This is a genomic window from Paenibacillus harenae (assembly GCF_030812415.1).
Classification (GTDB): Bacteria; Bacillota; Bacilli; order Paenibacillales; family Paenibacillaceae; genus Pristimantibacillus; species Pristimantibacillus harenae_A.
The window spans coordinates 742,359-758,912 of the sequence record NZ_JAUSST010000003.1 but is presented as its reverse complement, the minus strand read 5'-3'; the positions used below and the strand labels follow the sequence as shown (position 1 = coordinate 758,912).

The 16,554-nt window shown below is 53.7% G+C and carries 11 protein-coding genes; 6 read left to right on the top strand and 5 right to left on the bottom strand.

The window, feature by feature from the left end; genetic code table 11:
• Window positions 1–155: 155 nt before the first annotated feature.
• A complete protein-coding gene (gene gltB, locus J2T14_RS13450) occupies window positions 156–4,766 on the bottom strand; it encodes a glutamate synthase large subunit (RefSeq protein ID WP_307471517.1) in 4,611 nt (1,536 codons plus the stop codon).
• Window positions 4,767–5,254: 488 nt separating this feature from the next.
• Here gltB and J2T14_RS13445 point away from each other — a divergent pair, with 488 nt between their 5' ends.
• Window positions 5,255–6,574, top strand: a complete 1,320-nt coding sequence (locus J2T14_RS13445; protein WP_307471514.1) for a stalk domain-containing protein — start codon at window positions 5,255–5,257, stop codon at window positions 6,572–6,574.
• Window positions 6,575–6,616: 42 nt separating this feature from the next.
• Here J2T14_RS13445 and kapB read toward each other — a convergent pair whose 3' ends face one another.
• Window positions 6,617–7,018, bottom strand: a complete 402-nt coding sequence (gene kapB, locus J2T14_RS13440; protein ID WP_307471512.1) for a sporulation phosphorelay system protein KapB — start codon at window positions 7,016–7,018, stop codon at window positions 6,617–6,619.
• A gap of 158 nt (window positions 7,019–7,176) precedes the next feature.
• Here kapB and J2T14_RS13435 point away from each other — a divergent pair, with 158 nt between their 5' ends.
• The 3 genes from J2T14_RS13435 to J2T14_RS13425 all read left to right on the top strand — a co-directional run bounded on the left by J2T14_RS13435 (window position 7,177) and on the right by J2T14_RS13425 (window position 10,683).
• Window positions 7,177–8,292, top strand: a complete 1,116-nt coding sequence (locus J2T14_RS13435; protein ID WP_307471510.1) for an MGDG synthase family glycosyltransferase — start codon at window positions 7,177–7,179, stop codon at window positions 8,290–8,292.
• Between the two features lie 87 nt (window positions 8,293–8,379).
• The gene (locus tag J2T14_RS13430; protein WP_307471508.1) at window positions 8,380–9,795 is read left to right on the top strand and encodes an NAD-dependent malic enzyme; all 1,416 of its coding nucleotides are present in this window, start codon (window positions 8,380–8,382) and stop codon (window positions 9,793–9,795) included.
• A gap of 267 nt (window positions 9,796–10,062) precedes the next feature.
• On the top strand, window positions 10,063–10,683 hold the full coding sequence (locus tag J2T14_RS13425; protein WP_307471506.1) for a YqaA family protein: 621 nt from the start codon (window positions 10,063–10,065) through the stop codon (window positions 10,681–10,683).
• Between the two features lie 55 nt (window positions 10,684–10,738).
• Here the strand turns inward: J2T14_RS13425 and J2T14_RS13420 are convergent, their stop codons facing one another.
• Both J2T14_RS13420 and fabF read right to left on the bottom strand, forming a co-directional pair.
• A complete protein-coding gene (locus tag J2T14_RS13420; RefSeq protein ID WP_373458149.1) occupies window positions 10,739–11,629 on the bottom strand; it encodes a cation diffusion facilitator family transporter in 891 nt (296 codons plus the stop codon).
• A 199-nt stretch (window positions 11,630–11,828) separates the two neighbouring features.
• Complete coding sequence (gene fabF, locus J2T14_RS13415; protein WP_307471505.1) at window positions 11,829–13,067, bottom strand: beta-ketoacyl-ACP synthase II; 1,239 nt, start codon at window positions 13,065–13,067, stop codon at window positions 11,829–11,831.
• 124 nt (window positions 13,068–13,191) lie between these two features.
• Between fabF and J2T14_RS13410 the strand changes: the two genes are divergently transcribed.
• Window positions 13,192–14,034, top strand: coding sequence for a helix-turn-helix transcriptional regulator (locus J2T14_RS13410; RefSeq protein WP_307471503.1), 843 nt, complete (start codon window positions 13,192–13,194; stop codon window positions 14,032–14,034).
• 323 nt (window positions 14,035–14,357) lie between these two features.
• Here the strand turns inward: J2T14_RS13410 and J2T14_RS13405 are convergent, their stop codons facing one another.
• On the bottom strand, window positions 14,358–15,356 hold the full coding sequence (locus J2T14_RS13405) for an ABC transporter substrate-binding protein (RefSeq protein WP_307471501.1): 999 nt from the start codon (window positions 15,354–15,356) through the stop codon (window positions 14,358–14,360).
• A 186-nt stretch (window positions 15,357–15,542) separates the two neighbouring features.
• On the opposite strand from J2T14_RS13405, the gene J2T14_RS13400 reads away from it, so the two are divergent.
• Window positions 15,543–16,553: a FecCD family ABC transporter permease gene (locus J2T14_RS13400; protein WP_307206643.1), complete on the top strand. Its 1,011-nt coding sequence runs from the start codon at window positions 15,543–15,545 to the stop codon at window positions 16,551–16,553.
• Window position 16,554: the final 1 nt, after the last annotated feature.

Below are 16,554 nucleotides of genomic sequence, written 5' to 3'. Positions count from 1 at the left end.
ACCAGTCCGCCGATAGAGACTGTCGTTTAATGGTTGCGGCTTTTTTCTATTTTGGGTGCATTTTGTCGAAAAATCATAACGTATGGTATGAAAAAAAGGGACTGCCGCCAAAAAGCTGATTCAGCTTCTTAGCGCAGTCCCTTTGCCTATGCGATTTATTTGCCGCCCGTGCGAGCGAGTTCTTTCTTATTCGCTTCGAATGCGGCGAGCAATGCTGCTTCACCTTGCAAGCCCGTGTCTTCGGCTTTGCGGATCTGCTCCAGCATGCGTTTGTAGTCCTTCGGAATAACCTTCACGAACTTAGTAAGCGAAACGTCCCAATCGTTCAGAACGCGCGTACCGATAGCACTGTCCGTATACTGGACATGCTTCTCGATCATTCCGCGAAGCTCGGCAATGTCCGCTTCCTCTTCCAGACGCTCAAGCAGCACCATCTCAATGTTGCAGTGGTTGTAGAAGTCGCCGTTCGCATCGTAGATGTAAGCGACGCCGCCCGACATACCAGCTGCGAAGTTCCGTCCCGTTCCGCCAAGAATAACGACGCGACCGCCTGTCATATACTCGCAGCCGTGATCGCCAACGCCTTCGACGACGACGCTAACGCCGGAGTTACGAACCGCGAAGCGCTCGCCAGCGATACCGCGGATGTACGCCTGGCCGTCAGTAGCGCCGTACAGCGCCGTGTTGCCGATAATGACGTTCTCTTCGGCTACGAAGGTAGCCTTCGGCGATGGAGCGACGATGACCTTGCCGCCGGAAAGTCCTTTGCCGACATAGTCATTGGAGTCGCCTTCGATCGAGAGCGTAATGCCCTTCGGCAAGAATGCGCCGAAGCTTTGGCCGGCCGTGCCTACGAAGTGGTACGAGATTGTATCTTCCGGCAAGCCTTTCGCGCCGTAACGGCGAGTAACCTCGCTGCCCAGAATCGTTCCGACTACGCGATTCGTGTTCAGAATCGGGAACGTTCCGCTTACGCGCTCACCGCTCTCCAGAGCCGCTTGTGCGCCAGGCACAAGTTTCTGCATATCAAGCGAAAGCTCAAGGCCGTGGTTCTGCTCTTGTACGCAGTAACGGGCTGCATCCTTCGGAATCTCAGGCTGATACAGCATGCCGGAGAGGTCGATGCCCTTCGCTTTGTAGTGGTCAAGGAGCTCCTTCGTTTCCAGTAGCTCGACGCGTCCAACCATCTCTTGGATAGTGCGGAAGCCAAGCTCAGCCATAATCTCGCGTAGCTCTTCGGCGATGAAGCGCAAGTAGTTAACGACATGGCTAGGATCGCCCATGAACTTCTTGCGAAGCTCGGGATTTTGCGTCGCTACGCCGACCGGGCAAGTATCGAGCTGACATACGCGCATCATGACGCATCCGAGAACGATAAGCGGAGCAGTAGAGAAGCCGTATTCTTCAGCGCCGAGCAATACGGCGATCGCTACGTCGCGGCCCGTCATCATTTTGCCGTCCGTCTCAACCGTTACGCGGTCGCGCAGGTTGTTGAGCATGAGCGTCTGATGCGTCTCCGCAAGACCAAGCTCCCACGGCAGACCCGCGTGGCGGATCGAACCCATTGGCGATGCGCCCGTACCGCCGTCATAGCCGCTGACCATGATGACGTCGGCGCGACCTTTGGCAACGCCGGCAGCGATAGTGCCTACGCCAACCTCGGATACGAGCTTCACGTTAATGCGAGCGCGCGGGTTAGCGTTCTTCAGATCGTGGATCAGCTCAGCCAAATCCTCGATCGAATAAATATCGTGATGCGGAGGAGGCGAGATAAGACCTACGCCAGGCGTGGAGCCGCGAACCTCGGCAACCCATGGATATACTTTAAGGCCTGGCAATTGTCCGCCTTCACCCGGCTTGGCGCCTTGGGCCATCTTGATTTGAATCTCATCGGCGTTCACCAAGTAGTTGCTCGTTACGCCGAAACGTCCCGATGCGACTTGCTTGATCGCGCTGCGGCGGGAATCGCCGTTCGCGTCCGGAATGAAGCGCGCCGGATCTTCGCCGCCCTCGCCCGTATTCGACTTGCCGCCGAGACGGTTCATCGCGATCGCGAGGCTTTCATGCGCTTCCTTGCTGATCGAGCCGAACGACATAGCGCCCGTCTTGAACCGTTTCACGATCGATTCGACCGATTCGACTTCATCGAGCGCAACCGCTTGGCGGCCGCCCTTGAATTGAAGCAGCGAACGAAGCGTTAGATGCTTCTTGTCTTCGCCTTGGATGAGCGCGGAGAACTTCTTGTACAGCTTATAGTCGTTCGCACGCGATGCCATTTGCAGCGTGTGGATCGTCTGCGGGCTGAACAAGTGGTCTTCTCCATCCTTGCGCCATTGGTAGTCGCCGCCGGAGTCAAGCTCTCTCTCGGCGCCTTCTTGCACAGCGTAAGCACGGTTATGGTGCTTAAGCGTCTCTTCGGCAATGACATCGAGACCGATGCCGCCGATACGCGACGGCGTCCATGTGAAGTATTCATTGATAACGTCCTCTTTCAGACCGAGCGCTTCGAAGATCTGAGCGCCGCGGTACGATTGAATCGTCGAAATACCCATTTTGGACAATATTTTCACAACGCCCTTAGTCGCTGCTTTAATGAAGTTCTTAACGGCTTTCTCATGCGATACGCCGCGCAGCAAGCCTTGGCGGATCATATCGTCTAGCGTTTCGAAGGCCAGGTACGGATTTACTGCGTTTACGCCGTAACCAAGCAGCAAAGCAAAGTGATGAACTTCGCGCGGCTCGCCGGATTCAAGCAGCAATGCAACCTTCGTACGCGTGCCTTGGCGGATCAAGTGGTGATGCAGAGCCGATACGGCAAGCAATGCCGGAATCGCTGCATTTTCCTTGTCAACGCCGCGGTCGGATAGAATAAGCATATTATGGCCTTTGTCGATAACGCGGTCAGCCGCTTCGCACATTTGCTTAAGCGCCGCGCGGAGACCCGCTTCGCCTTCGTTCGCAGGGAAGAAGATCGGCAGCGTAATCGATTTGAAACCAGGACGGCGCACATGGCGGAGCTTCGCGAACTGCTCATTGGACAGAATCGGCGTATCCAGCTTGATGTGACGGCAGCTCTCGGGCTCCGGGTTAAGCAAGTTGCGCTCAGGTCCGATCGTTGTACCCGTTGCCGTAATGATCTCCTCGCGGATCGCGTCGATCGGCGGGTTCGTTACTTGCGCGAACAATTGCTTGAAGTAGTTGTACAGACGCTGCGGACGTTCCGACAGCACCGCAAGCGGAGCGTCGTAACCCATCGAAGCGATTGGCTCCATGCCGCTTCCGGCCATCGGCTCAAGCACTTTGCGCACGTCTTCGAACGTATAGCCGAACGCCTGCTGTCGCGTCTGCACCGTTGCGTGATCCGGCTCCGGCAATTCCGGTGCGTCAGGCAGATCTTCCAGGTCAACGAGATGCTCGCTCAGCCAGTCGCGGTATGGATGCTCGGCAGCGATCTGAGCCTTCACTTCCTCGTCGGAAACGATGCGGCCTTCCTTTGTGTCGATAAGCAGCATGCGTCCCGGACGCAGACGGTCTTTGTACAAAATGTCCTCTGCAGGGATTTCAACCGTACCCGCCTCGGAACCCAGAATAATATGGTCATCCTTCGTAACATAGTAGCGAGCCGGACGAAGGCCGTTGCGGTCAAGCACGGCGCCGATCTGAACGCCGTCCGTGAAGCCCATAGCGGCTGGTCCGTCCCACGGCTCCATAAGCGTGCTGTGGTATTCGTAGAACGCTTTGCGATCATCGCTCATGCCCTCATGGTTGGACCATGGTTCCGGTACCATCATCATCGCAACGTGAGGAAGCGAGCGTCCCGACAAATGCAGGAATTCCAGCGTGTTATCGAACATCGCCGTATCCGAGCCGTCCGGGTTAATGATCGGTTTGATCTTCTCCAGATCGTCGCCGAACAATTCGGTAGCGAACAGCGTCTGGCGCGCATGCATCCAGTTGACGTTGCCGCGAAGCGTGTTGATCTCGCCGTTATGAATTAAGTAATGGAATGGATGCGCGCGCTCCCAGCTTGGGAACGTGTTCGTGCTGAAACGGGAGTGAACGAGCGCCATTGCGGTAACGACCGACTCATCGTTAAGCTCCATATAGAACGAACGAACCTGCTCCGTCGTAAGCATTCCTTTGTATACGATTTTTTTGGACGAAAGGCTGGAGAAGTAGAACATGTTTCCGCCTTCCTTGCCGGCAAAACGAATGGCAAGCTCCGCGCGTTTGCGGATCACATACAGCTTGCGCTCGAATGCAAGATCATCCTTGCCTTGCAGATCCTCGCTCTTGCCGATAAAGATTTGACGAACGAACGGCTTAACGGCAAGCGCCGATTTGCCAAGTTTCGAGTCGTTCGTAGGGACGGTACGCCATCCGATAAGCGGCTGGCCTTCCTCGGCTACGATCGATTCGAGCTCGCGCTCGATCGCTTCGCGGGCAGCTTCGTTCTGCGGCATGAAGATCATGCCTACCGCGTATTGGCCTTCCTTTGGAAGCTCGATCTCTTGCTTCTTCATCTCATTCGAGAAGAAAGCGTGTGGAATTTGAAGCAGGATGCCTGCTCCGTCACCCGTGTTCGGCTCGCTGCCTTGTCCGCCGCGATGCTCCATGTTCTCGAGCAGCGTTAGCGCCTGACGAATGATTTTATGCGATTTTTTCCCCTTGATGTTGGCCACAAAGCCCATGCCGCAGGCATCTTTCTCAAATTGCGGATCATAAAGTCCCTGCTTAGGCGGCAATCCCAAAATACGTTCTTTCATTGTGCGCAACCTCTCTATCAGAAGATTTTTGGGTAAGCATGTTCGTGTCTTTCTTGCAATGACAAGGTGAAACGGCTGACGCAGTCCACTGGCTGCACGGCGCGTTTCATTCCGGAGAAATATAAGCATGTTATAAGGTAAAACTTATAAATTCTTATATTTTGAAAAAAAGCACGGATGAAGACGCGGTTGGCTTCATTTTTGGCTTGTTTTATCATAGAATGGTAGTCAGCGAAGCACATCGGCTTGCTCCTTTCCACTCTTGTCAAACGGCTTTGCGACTCTTATCCTGGCGCTTCCGTTTAATGTTGACCATATCCCGGGCCGTATACCGCCATTACGCGATTATTATATTATTTTAACATTAGGCCAAAACGGAATCAATTTAATATTTTTATGAATGTGATAAGAGTTGTTTACCACCAGGGGGAGTTGTCTCGTTTCGGACAACCTTCTCCATATCATATTAGCAAAAGGACGTGGAATTTTTGTATAGCAAATTAAGGAATCGGGTGCGCGGAACGAAGCTCGCGCTGCTTGCGGCAATCATGCTTTCCGTCATGGCTTCACCATCTCTGCCAGGCTCGGCAGTACCCGCATATGCGGTGGAAGAGAGCTCGTCCGCTTCGGTCGACGCCTATCGGATCGTTGCCATAGGCGACTCCGTAACCGCAGGCTACGAGCTTGGCTTCACGGAGAAATCCGTTCCCTACGGCTTCGTCGAGCAAGTGTATGAACAATCGTTATTCCATGGCAACCGTACGGAAATCGCCAATTACGGCGTCATCGGACTGAAGACGAACGGATTGAAGCGCTGGCTTGAGGCGGCGGCAGACGGATCGGATGCGGTCGAGGCAAGCGACGTTCAGGAGGGCTTGCCCGATCCCAGGGCGGACCAACTGTTCGCCGGAACGAAGCAGCTCCGAGAATCTCTTGCGCAGGCCGACCTCATCGTTATGACGATCGGCGGCAACGACTTTCTGACAGTGGTTAGACAAGACGGCAAGACCGAAGCGGCTGCAGAGCTTAAGACCGTGCTGGAAAATTATAAGACGGACCTGCTTGCGACGCTCCGCCTGATTCATAAGCTGAACCCTGGCGCGGAAATCGTCATCGCCGATCAATATTTGCCTGTTCCTTCTCCATACAAGATCGGAAATACGACGATTTACCCGTTCCCGGATGAAGAACTTCGTCAGCTTCTTCTTGAAGGCGCTCAGCAGATTCAGGAGATTCTGGCCGATTCGGCCGAGCTTCTAGGCAATGAAGGATTGAAAATCAAGATTGCCGGCATAGCGGACGGATTCATGGGTAACGAGCTTGGACTAACCTATATTGCCAAAGGGGATATTCACCCGAACCGATTAGGCTACACCGTCATCGCTAAAGCGTTCACCAATGCAACCTGGGGCGACTACCGGACAGTGAAGCCAAGGGCAGCCGGCATGCCTCTATCGATCATCGTGAAGGGAACGGAGCTCTCGACAACGAATGAACCGTTGCTGATGAAAGGCAGAACCTACGTTGCGCTTCGCGATATAATCGACGGCTTCGGCGCTAAGCTCGACTGGAACGCCAAGGGTCAGATCGCAACGATCAAGCTCCAGGATCGCACGGTTGATATCCAGATAGGCGCGACGACGATCAAGGTGAACGGAAAGACGCTTAAACTTAATGCCGATCCCGCTTTCATTTATAAGAAGAACGGCGCGGGCAAGACGTACGTGCCGCTTGCGGCATTGACCGAAGGGCTTGGCTTCCAAGTTGTCTATCGCGATACGCTTAAAACAATCTTCATAAATATGTAACCTCTTTTACGATATACTTTAGAACGACTAGGGTATCATTGCTTACTTATCATATTCCTTCTTCAACTGTATCAATTGCTCCAAGCCTTTGGCAGCCCACCGCTGCAAACGGTCAAGATCCGCTATCTCGGCTTCCGCCGCGGCAAGCAGCGATTGCTTGTAATCGGGGACCGGACCGCTATAGCTCTTCAGGTCGCGGAGCAATACAGTCGTCTTCTCCGTATAGCTAAGCGCGCGGCGCTCGTGAAACATCGGCACATCGGGATTGTAAGGACTATGCAGGTCCCCCTGCTCCGGATGCTTTAATACCGCCAGCACCTTCACGAGCGCACGCGGCCCGTTTAGCTCCACCAGCTCGCCAATATATTGACCCGTGCGCACCTCCGCGCGAACCATATCGCCGGCATGAAAGTCGTGCTCATTTCGATTTATCTTTTCCATCATGAACTTCCTCCTCATTAAATGGGTTCGCCCGCTTGACCGTGCTCGCGTATGCCCTTAAGGATAATTTATTTTCCATAATGTTAGCAACCCGAGCTGGATAAAACTTGTGTTAACAGCACTTGCATCGTAATATGGAAATAGAAAAGAAGGTGACATGTATGCGTAAGAAAAGAGTGCTGCTGCTCTCTGAAGGTTTCGGCTCCGGCCACACGCAAGCAGCTTACGCGCTTGCAACCGGGTTAAAGCAGCTCAGCCCGGGCATTCAGACACGCGTCATTGAGCTTGGTAAATTTTTGAACCCGGTGCTTGGCCCTTTGATTGTGTCCGCTTATCGGAAAACGGTCAGCAAGCAGCCTAAGATGGTCGGCCTTATGTACCGCAGCGGCTATAAGAAGTCACTTAATCGGTTTACGCAGCTCGCTCTTCACCGCGTGTTTTACACCCAAACCTCGCAAGTCATATCGCAGCTTAAGCCGGACATTATCGTATGCACGCATCCCGTTCCGAACTCGGTTGTCGCTCGTCTCAAGCGGCTTGGGCTCGACATGAAGCTGCTTACGGTCATTACCGACTACGATGCGCACGGTTCTTGGGTTAATCAGGAAGTCAACAAGTACCTTGTATCTTCGCCGCAGGTGAAGAAGCTGTTGATCGATAAAGGCGTATCCAACGATCGAATACTGGTTACGGGCATTCCCGTTCACCCTAACTTTTGGCATACATACGACAAGGCTGAAGTTCGCAAGGAGTTCGATTTGAAGGCGATGCCTACCGTGCTCGTCATGGGCGGCGGCTGGGGGATCATGTATGAGGATAACGCGCTGGAGTACATGACCAAGTGGCGCGAGACGACACAGCTCATCTTCTGCGTCGGGTCGAACGAGAAGATGAAGGAAAAGATGCTCGCCGATCCGTTGTTCCAGCATCCGAACGTCCGCATTATGGGGTTCACCCGCGAGGTGAACAAGCTAATGGACGCTTCCGACCTGCTTGTCACGAAGCCCGGAGGGATGACTTGTACGGAAGGCATGAGCAAAGGCATTCCGATGCTGTTCTATGAACCGATACCAGGCCAGGAAGAAGAGAATTGCGAATACTTTATAAGCAACGGCTTCGGCGAAATGCTTGATTCCAACGATACGGTAGATCGCTGGTTCAAGCTTATTCACGAGCCTTACGCGTCGGGACAATTCCGTGACAGCCTACTAACGAAGCGCAACCAGCAATACGATCCGATGAGCTGTCCGAAAGCCGTTCTGCAATCCATGCAGTGACGGCTTTCTTTTTTTTGCGGGCGCTGCTTAAGCATAAATACTATGTGGTTAAATGCATAGTATAACTGATGAAGGGAGCTGTTGCAGATGAAATCACAGATGGCAGACGGCAAGACCGTTATTTTAAGACTCGAGATCGATACGAATGCGGCTCAATTCGGCCGTGCGGCTACGGCAATCGAGCAAGCGAAGGGCGATATTATCGCAATTGACGTCATACATACTGACAAAAATAAAAGTATTCGCGATCTTACGGTGAAGATTGCCGAGCAAGGCGCAGCAGAGCGGCTTACAGATGCTTTAAAGTCACTCCCCGGCATTAAGCTGCTTCATATATCCGACCGCACCTTCCTGCTTCATCTAGGAGGCAAAATAACGATCCAGCCCAAAACCCCGATCCAGAATCGCGACGACTTGTCGCGCGTCTATACGCCGGAGGTTGCAAGGGTGTGCCAAGCGATATATGAAGAGCCGTCCAAGGCATATACGCTGACGATCAAGCGCAATACCGTTGCCGTCGTATCCGACGGCAGCGCCGTGCTGGGCCTCGGGAATATCGGGCCTTATGCGGCAATGCCCGTCATGGAAGGCAAGGCGATGCTGTTCAAGCAATTCGCCGACGTCGACGCCTTTCCCATCTGCCTGGATACGCAGGATACCGAGCAGATTATCGCGGCGGTCAGGCATCTTGCGCCGGCCTTTGGCGGCATTAACCTTGAGGACATATCCGCGCCTCGCTGCTTCGAGATTGAGCGGCGCCTGCGCGAGGAGCTCGACATTCCGGTGTTTCATGACGATCAGCATGGCACGGCGGTCGTGCTCTACGCCGGCCTGCTGAACGCGCTTAAGCTGACGGAGCGAAGCCTGGCCGAAGCGCGCATCGTCGTCTGCGGCATCGGCGCCGCGGGCACGGCCTGCACGAAGATGCTGATTGCCGGTGGAGCGAGACATATCATAGGCGTTGACCGCGACGGCATTCTGACGGCGGATCGAAGCTACGACAACCCGATGTGGCAATGGTATGCGGCGAATACGAATTCGGAGCGCCGCAGCGGCGGACTGGCAGAGGCGCTATTAGGAGCCGATGTTTTCATCGGCGTTTCGGCAGGAGGCATACTGACGCGCGAGCATATCGAGACGATGGCGCCGCAGCCGATCGTATTCGCCATGGCTAATCCGGAGCCGGAGATTCGCCCCGAGCTGGCAGAAGATATCGTTGCCGTATTCGCTACGGGCCGCTCGGACTACCCGAACCAGATCAACAACGTATTGTGTTTTCCCGGCATCTTCCGAGGCGCGCTCGACAGCCGCGCTACGGTCATTAACGAAGCGATGAAGGTTGCGGCGGCGGAAGCGATCGCATCGGTTATTAGCGACGATGAACTAAATCGCATGTACATCGTGCCCAGCGTATTCAACGGACGTGTCGTCGAGGAGGTTCGCCGCCGCGTCATCCAAGCCGCCCAGTTAAGCGGCGTGTCGCGCAGGCAGACAAGGGAGTAATGCGGATAGGCGGGGCTGCGGCCTTTACGGACCAGCTCCGAATTTTTTTCTGAAACCCGCAGCGCTTTAGTCCGTATTGCTAAGACCGTCTCGGAATGGGCCTCGGTGAATTTACTTTGTAGCAGGCGTTGTGTGCTATAATGAAATTGAATATGCCAACCAACTCAAACCAGATTAAGCATATAAAGTCCTTTTTCCAGTCTTAGCCTATTTTTTCGATAAGCTAGCTTTATGTGCAGGTCCGCTAAATGGTAAAGGAGCCTGTTGATGTTTCAAAACATAGTCGATTTTTTGGCCGACTTCGGTCCTTGGGGATTAGCCGTCCACGCTTTTCTCGATGCAGTCATCTTTCCCATACCTGCCTTCTTCTCGCAAGTAACGCTCAGTCTCATGAATCCCGCTACCGCGCTGTGGCTCGCTACGGTTGGCTATATCGCCTGCCTGATCGGTACGCCTATCGGCTACTACATCGGCAAAGTAATGGGGAAGTCAGTCCTCTACAAATTTCTCAAAAAAGAATGGATCGACGCGGCGACCGACAGGTTCCAGAAAAACGGCGAAGCCGCCATTCTAATCGGCTCGTTCACTCCGATCCCTTTCAAAGTGTTCACGATTCTGTCAGGCTGCTTGAACTTTCCTTTATGGCGGTTAGTCGGCTATGCCGCGGTTGGCCGCGGACTTAAGTTTTACGTGGTCGGCGCATTGTTTTATTTCTACGGGCGCGCTGCGGAACATATGGTCAAGGACGTCTCGCTGTACATTTTCATTGGCGGCGTACCGCTCATCGTTATCTTCCTGCTCGTTCGCAGGCATCGCATGAAGAAGCTTGCTGCAGCCGGCAAAGCTTCAAGTACGGACAATCAAGAAACGATCGGCAGCAGCAGCTAATGCCGCCATTCAACAGAAAGAGCTGTCCCCTTAAACTTCAGGGGACAGCTCTTCTTTATTTATCGCCGTTATGGTTCGCTGCTTCCAGCGGCTCGACATGTACATGAACGCTCATAATATTGTGCTTCTTGCCCATGCGCTTCTCGATCTCGTCGCTAATGCGATGACTCTCGATCAACGATAATCCAGGATCTACCTGTACGATCACATCGATCAACACATGACTTCCATGCACGCGGGCCTTTATGTCCTTGATCGACTTAACGCCCTTCGTCCGCGCGATCGTCGACCTCAGCGTATTCAGCTCATTCGCATCGAACCCATCCGTAAGTGCATGCGTCGAGCTATAAAAAATTTCCCATGCCGTCTTGCATATAATGGCTCCTACCGCGATTGCCGCAACAGGATCAAGCCAAGGCAAACCGAATTGCGCGCCGATAATGCCTATCGCCGCACCGACGCTGACTAGCGCATCGGACAAGTTATCCTTTGCCGCCGCGAGCAGCGCCTGATTTTTTATCCGGAGCGCGAGCCTTCGATTGTACATATACACGGCGGCCATGCAGGCTGCCGCAAACAACGCCACCCATGCCGACATCAGATTCGGTGCTTCCCGCTCCGCCGCGTACAACGACTTAACCGCACCGATTAGCACCTGTAAGCCTACGGTAGCCATAATGAAGGAAGCGATCAGCGCCGCAATCGTCTCCGCCCGGAAGTGGCCGTACGGATGATCCTTGTCCGGCGGCTTCTGCGAGATGCGAAGTCCGATCAACACCGCTGCCGACGCCACGATATCGGTTAAGTTGTTGTACCCGTCCGCTACGAGAGCGCCCGAAGCGAACCAGTAGCCAGCACCAAGCTTAAGCGCGGACAGCACCAGATAAGCGCCAATGCTGACCCAAGCTCCCTTCTCGCCTTGCTTGATATCATCATACCCAGTCAAAACATGCCCTCCTACGGTTTCGTAAGCCATCGCCGCCGCCATTAGACCGCACTCGCACCATCTATGAACATATTGGTATCATACCCGAGCAATTCGGTTTGGGTCTAGAGAAACAGTGTTTACCCGGTGCATGCATTTATGCATCGAAGCAAGTATGTTGACCCTCGCCAAGCGTAAAGTCTTATATTTTCCAGAGCGTCTACCTTCTATACCTCTTCAGCAAAATAACCGCATTATGTCCGCCGAACCCAAATGAATTGGACATCCCGATATCTAAAGCGGCGTGACGCGCAACGTTCGGGACGTAATCCAAGTCGCATGCCGGATCGGGCTGCTCCTGATTAATCGTAGGCGGAACAATGCCTGTCACTAGACTCATCGCCAAGGAGATCGCTTCCGCTCCGCCCGCTGCCCCCAGCATATGGCCGGTCATCGATTTGCCAGCCGTAATCGGCACTTGCTTGGCGTAATCGCCGAACAGCCTCTTAATCGCGGCCGTTTCCGATTTATCGCCAATTTCCGTGCTCGTCGCATGCGCGTTAATGACATCGACGTTCTCCGGCTGAATATCCGCATCCCGAAGGGCTGCCTTCATGGCGAGATAAGCGCCTCTGCCTTCAGGATGTGTCGCAACCATATGATAGGCATCGGAGCTTGCGCCATAGCCGATCACTTCCGCTACGATCGCAGCGTTCCTCCTTAGGGCATGAGATAGGGATTCCAGCACGAGGATGCCCGCTCCCTCTGCCATGACGAACCCGTCTCTGCCGGCGTCGAAAGGCCTGCTCGCCAGGTGCGGCTCGTCGTTCCTCGCCGATAGCGAGGTGGCGTTGCCGAAGCTGGCCAGCGATATTTCGGATATGGCCGCTTCAGCGCCTCCGGCGAACATCACATCGGCATATCCCCCCTTAATGAGCCGAAATGCTTCGCCTATGGCCGTGTTGCCTATCGAGCATGCCGTTACCGGCGACATGGTCGGTCCGAGGGCCCCGTACTTGATGCTGATCGTTGAGGCGGCCATATTCGATATCATCATCGGCACGAGCGTTGGACTTACCCGCTCCGGCCCGCGCTCGCGCAGCACGCCATCCTGCTCGATCAGCGTCTGGATGCCGCCAATGCCTGACCCGACATAGACGCCCAGCCTCTCGAGGTCCATGTCCTCCAGCGCGAGTCCGGCGTTATGAAGCGCTTGATCGGCCGCCGCGAGCGCATATTGCGTGAACCGATCCATCCGGCGCGCCTCCTTGCGCCCGAATAGAGCATCGGGATCGAAATCTCTCACAACGCCTGCTATTCTCGACTTGAATCTCGTCGTATCGAACTGATCGATTCGCGTGATGCCGGAGGCGCCTTCAGTCAATTTGCTCCAGTAGCTCTCTACGTCATTGCCAAGCGGCGACACGACACCCATTCCCGTAATTACAACTCTCTCCACCCATGTCTCCTCCTCGTAAAACGATTATGGAGGTTATCATGTCATAGATATTATCCTATTACAAGTTGTCATTTATTATAGTATAATCAGTACCACGATAATGATACGAAGGATGTTGCTAGCTATGAATCATTCGACAAGACTGCAAGTATTGTCCCAATTTCTCAAGGCGCAACGGGCGAAACTTCAGCCCGAAGCCGTTGGGTTGCCCTCCGGCAGCCGCCGCAGGACTCCGGGACTTCGAAGGGAAGAGGTCGCCCATCTTGCAGGCGTCAGCTCGACCTGGTATACATGGCTCGAACAAGGCCGCGACATCAAGGTATCCAGTTCGGTGCTAGACGCCATTGCGGCCGCACTGCAGCTAACGGTCGATGAGCGCAAATATTTGTACGCCCTGGCGCTGGAAGCCGGACCGGGCGCATCCCCGTTCAAGCACGGGGAGCTGTCGCAGCCGGAGTTAAGCGCTCCCTTGCAATACATGCTGAAGGAGCTTCGCTATTGCCCTACGATCATATCGGACAGGCATTGCCAGATCGTCGGCTGGAATGAGGCCGCCTCCCATGTCTTCCTGGGCTTCGAGCAGATTCCGACCGATCAACGCAACATGATCAGGCTCCTGTTCACCCGCAAGGAGTTCCAGCGGCTAGCTGTTAATTGGGAGCATTTCGTCAGCGGTTATCTAGCCATCTTCCGTGCATACTACGGGCAATATTTCGAGGACGGTTGGTATGAGCGATTCCTTGAGGAGATGAGCGGGGTTCACCCGAAGTTCGATGCGTTGTGGGAGCAAAGCCGCGTCAGCTCCGCACCCGAGGTACTGCTGCAATTCCGTCATGCCAAGGCCGGCAAAATGCTGTTCCATCTTACTTCGCTTCAAGTGCACGGCAGCGCCGACCTGCGCTGCAGCGTATACACGCCCGCACTCGAATCCACGACGGAGAGCAAGCTCAAGCAGTTGATGGACTAGTGTCGGTTGGACTGGGCCTCCGACTCCTATAGCCATTAGGCAGCATGAGTCCATTGCAGTTTCTGCAACAGAATGAGCGATAACACCTCTATTAGAAGACGCTCTCCTTGCGCTTTGTGCAACAGAATCGGATAAAAGACAATCATAAGTAAGCTGAATGAGCCAATCTGTTGTACAAAGTGCAATAGACATAGGCGGTCGGAGGATAATTTGACCTATCCATTGCAATTTGTGCAACGGAATGCTTTCAGTGAGACATTTATAAGCGTAAAAAAACAGCCGGAAGCTTATTGCAGCCCGGCTGTTTCTTCCTATCTATGGTCTTATTTCGCGATTTCGTAAATATCGTATAGCTCATCCAGCATCAGGTTAGCTGCAATGACGCCGCCGGCCGTGTTCCAGATCGCATCGTCCACTCGGATCGCCTTGTTGTTTTTCACGACGTTAAGGCTTTGCCATAGCGGATCCTTCATCATCTCTTCTTCCATTTGGGTTGCTTTTCCGTCGCCTGTCTCATACGTGAAATAGAACAGCATATCCGCATCTACTTCAGTAATGCGTTCCTTCGTAATTTCTTCGACGAAGGTATCTTTGTAGCCCTTCTGGCTGTCGGGACGAGTAATGCCCAGCTTGCTGAACGCGAGCCCCGTAAACGTATCTCCCAAATAAATGCGCGTTTTGCCTGCCATGAATCTGACGACGGACACTTTTTGGTTCAGCTTGTCGCCGGCTTTTCCTTTGAAATCTGCCGTGCGAGCGTCGTAGTCGGCGATGACTTTATCGCCCTCCTCGACTTTGCCAACGGCTTCGGCATACAGCTTGAAGTTTGACTGCCAAGCGCCGCGAAGCGTCTCGGAGAATACGGTTGGAGCAATTGCTTTCAGTTGCTCGTACACTTCCTCCTGGCGCAACTTGTTGCCGATAATAAGATCCGGCTTCAAGCTTGCGATCAACTCCAAGTTAGGCTGGCTCTCATCGCCGACAACCGTTACGCCTTCCATCTCCGCCTTAATATGATCGTACCAAGGGTCGCCTGTCCAAGACTTTACCGCGCCCACCGGCTTGATGCCAAGCGCAAGCAATGCTTCCGTACCTTCATTCGTTAGCACGATAATGCGAACAGGATTGCCCGTTATTTCCGCATCACCCATGGCATGCGTTACTTTCCGAACATCGGTGCTTTGGCTATCTCCGGGCTGCTCGGTCTCCGAGCCGTTTGCGTTCCCGTTAGTTGATTGGCCGCAGCCCGATACGATGACCGCCAGCGCAAGCAATGCCGTTACGGCAGTCCAAGTGAACTTTTCTTTCCAAAATCTTAACATAAAATACCCATCTTCCTTTCCTATTTGAAAATGATTCTCAAGTTGTCCTTTACGAATGATAGCAAGGTCGACAATTAAAGTCAACGATTTATTGATAATGATTTTCAGATTCATTGACAGCCGCATACCGATCCCCTAAAATGACCTAGTATCCTTATTCGCAGCCAACGTAGGAAAGAGGAAATTATGAATACGTTACTAGAAACACGATCCGGGAGGGTAGCAGGCCTTTTGCTCGGCATGCTCGTCTTAACGGTTTGCTTCATTTGCAGCATCGCTTTCGGAGTCGCCAACATTAGCCCGCAAACGATCATTCAATCTTTCACAACATATGATGCGTCGTCTCAGCAGCATCTCATTATTCAGACGGCAAGACTGCCGCGTGCATTAATCGCCGCCACGGTCGGCGCAAGCTTAGCCGTAGCCGGCGCCTTAATGCAAGGCATTACGCGCAACCCGCTCGCATCGCCGAGCATCTTCGGCATCAATGCCGGGGCGGCCTTCTTCATAGTGATAAGCTCAGCGTTCTTCGGCGTAAGCGGCTTGTCGGCCTTTGCCTCGCTCGCGTTCGTCGGCGCGGCGTTTACTGCCACTCTCGTATACGTTCTTGGCTCGATCGGCAACGACGGGCTGACTCCGCTCAAGATTACGCTCGCGGGTTCCGCCCTGACTGCCTTCTTCTCTTCCTTGTCGTTGGGCGTGCTGCTGACAGGCGGCCAAACATTCGACCAAGTTCTTTATTGGTTTGTCGGTTCGGTTGCAGGCCGCGACATGTCCATTTATGAGGCGGCAGCTCCGTTCATGCTATTTGCTCTAATCGGAGCGTTCTTCCTTGCCAGACATATGAACGTGCTTGCGTTGGGAGACGATATTGCCGTCGGCCTCGGGCAAAAAACGATATACATTAAGCTCATAGCCGGCATCCTCATCGTATTGCTCGCCGGCGGTTCCGTCTCGATGGCAGGGCCGATCGCTTTTATCGGAATTATAATCCCGCATCTGGTCCGTTACATGGTAGGCATCGATTACAGGTGGCTTATCCCTTATTGCGCGATTTACGGCGGCATTTTGCTGCTGGCTGCCGATATCGGATCGCGTTATATCGCTTTTCCGAAGGAAGTTCCCGTCGGCGTCATGACCGCCATCCTAGGTATCCCTTTCTTTGTGTATATCGCGAGACAAGGGGGGCGTTCTTAAT

Coding starts and splice junctions, on each gene's coding strand:
- J2T14_RS13400 (WP_307206643.1), top strand. CDS start 15,543: ATGAATACGTTACTAGAAACACGATCCGGGAGGGTAGCAGGCCTTTTG.
- J2T14_RS13425 (WP_307471506.1), top strand. CDS start 10,063: ATGTTTCAAAACATAGTCGATTTTTTGGCCGACTTCGGTCCTTGGGGA.
- J2T14_RS13405 (WP_307471501.1), bottom strand. CDS start 15,356: ATGTTAAGATTTTGGAAAGAAAAGTTCACTTGGACTGCCGTAACGGCA.
- J2T14_RS13430 (WP_307471508.1), top strand. CDS start 8,380: ATGAAATCACAGATGGCAGACGGCAAGACCGTTATTTTAAGACTCGAG.
- J2T14_RS13435 (WP_307471510.1), top strand. CDS start 7,177: ATGCGTAAGAAAAGAGTGCTGCTGCTCTCTGAAGGTTTCGGCTCCGGC.
- gltB (WP_307471517.1), bottom strand. CDS start 4,766: ATGAAAGAACGTATTTTGGGATTGCCGCCTAAGCAGGGACTTTATGAT.
- kapB (WP_307471512.1), bottom strand. CDS start 7,018: ATGATGGAAAAGATAAATCGAAATGAGCACGACTTTCATGCCGGCGAT.
- J2T14_RS13410 (WP_307471503.1), top strand. CDS start 13,192: ATGAATCATTCGACAAGACTGCAAGTATTGTCCCAATTTCTCAAGGCG.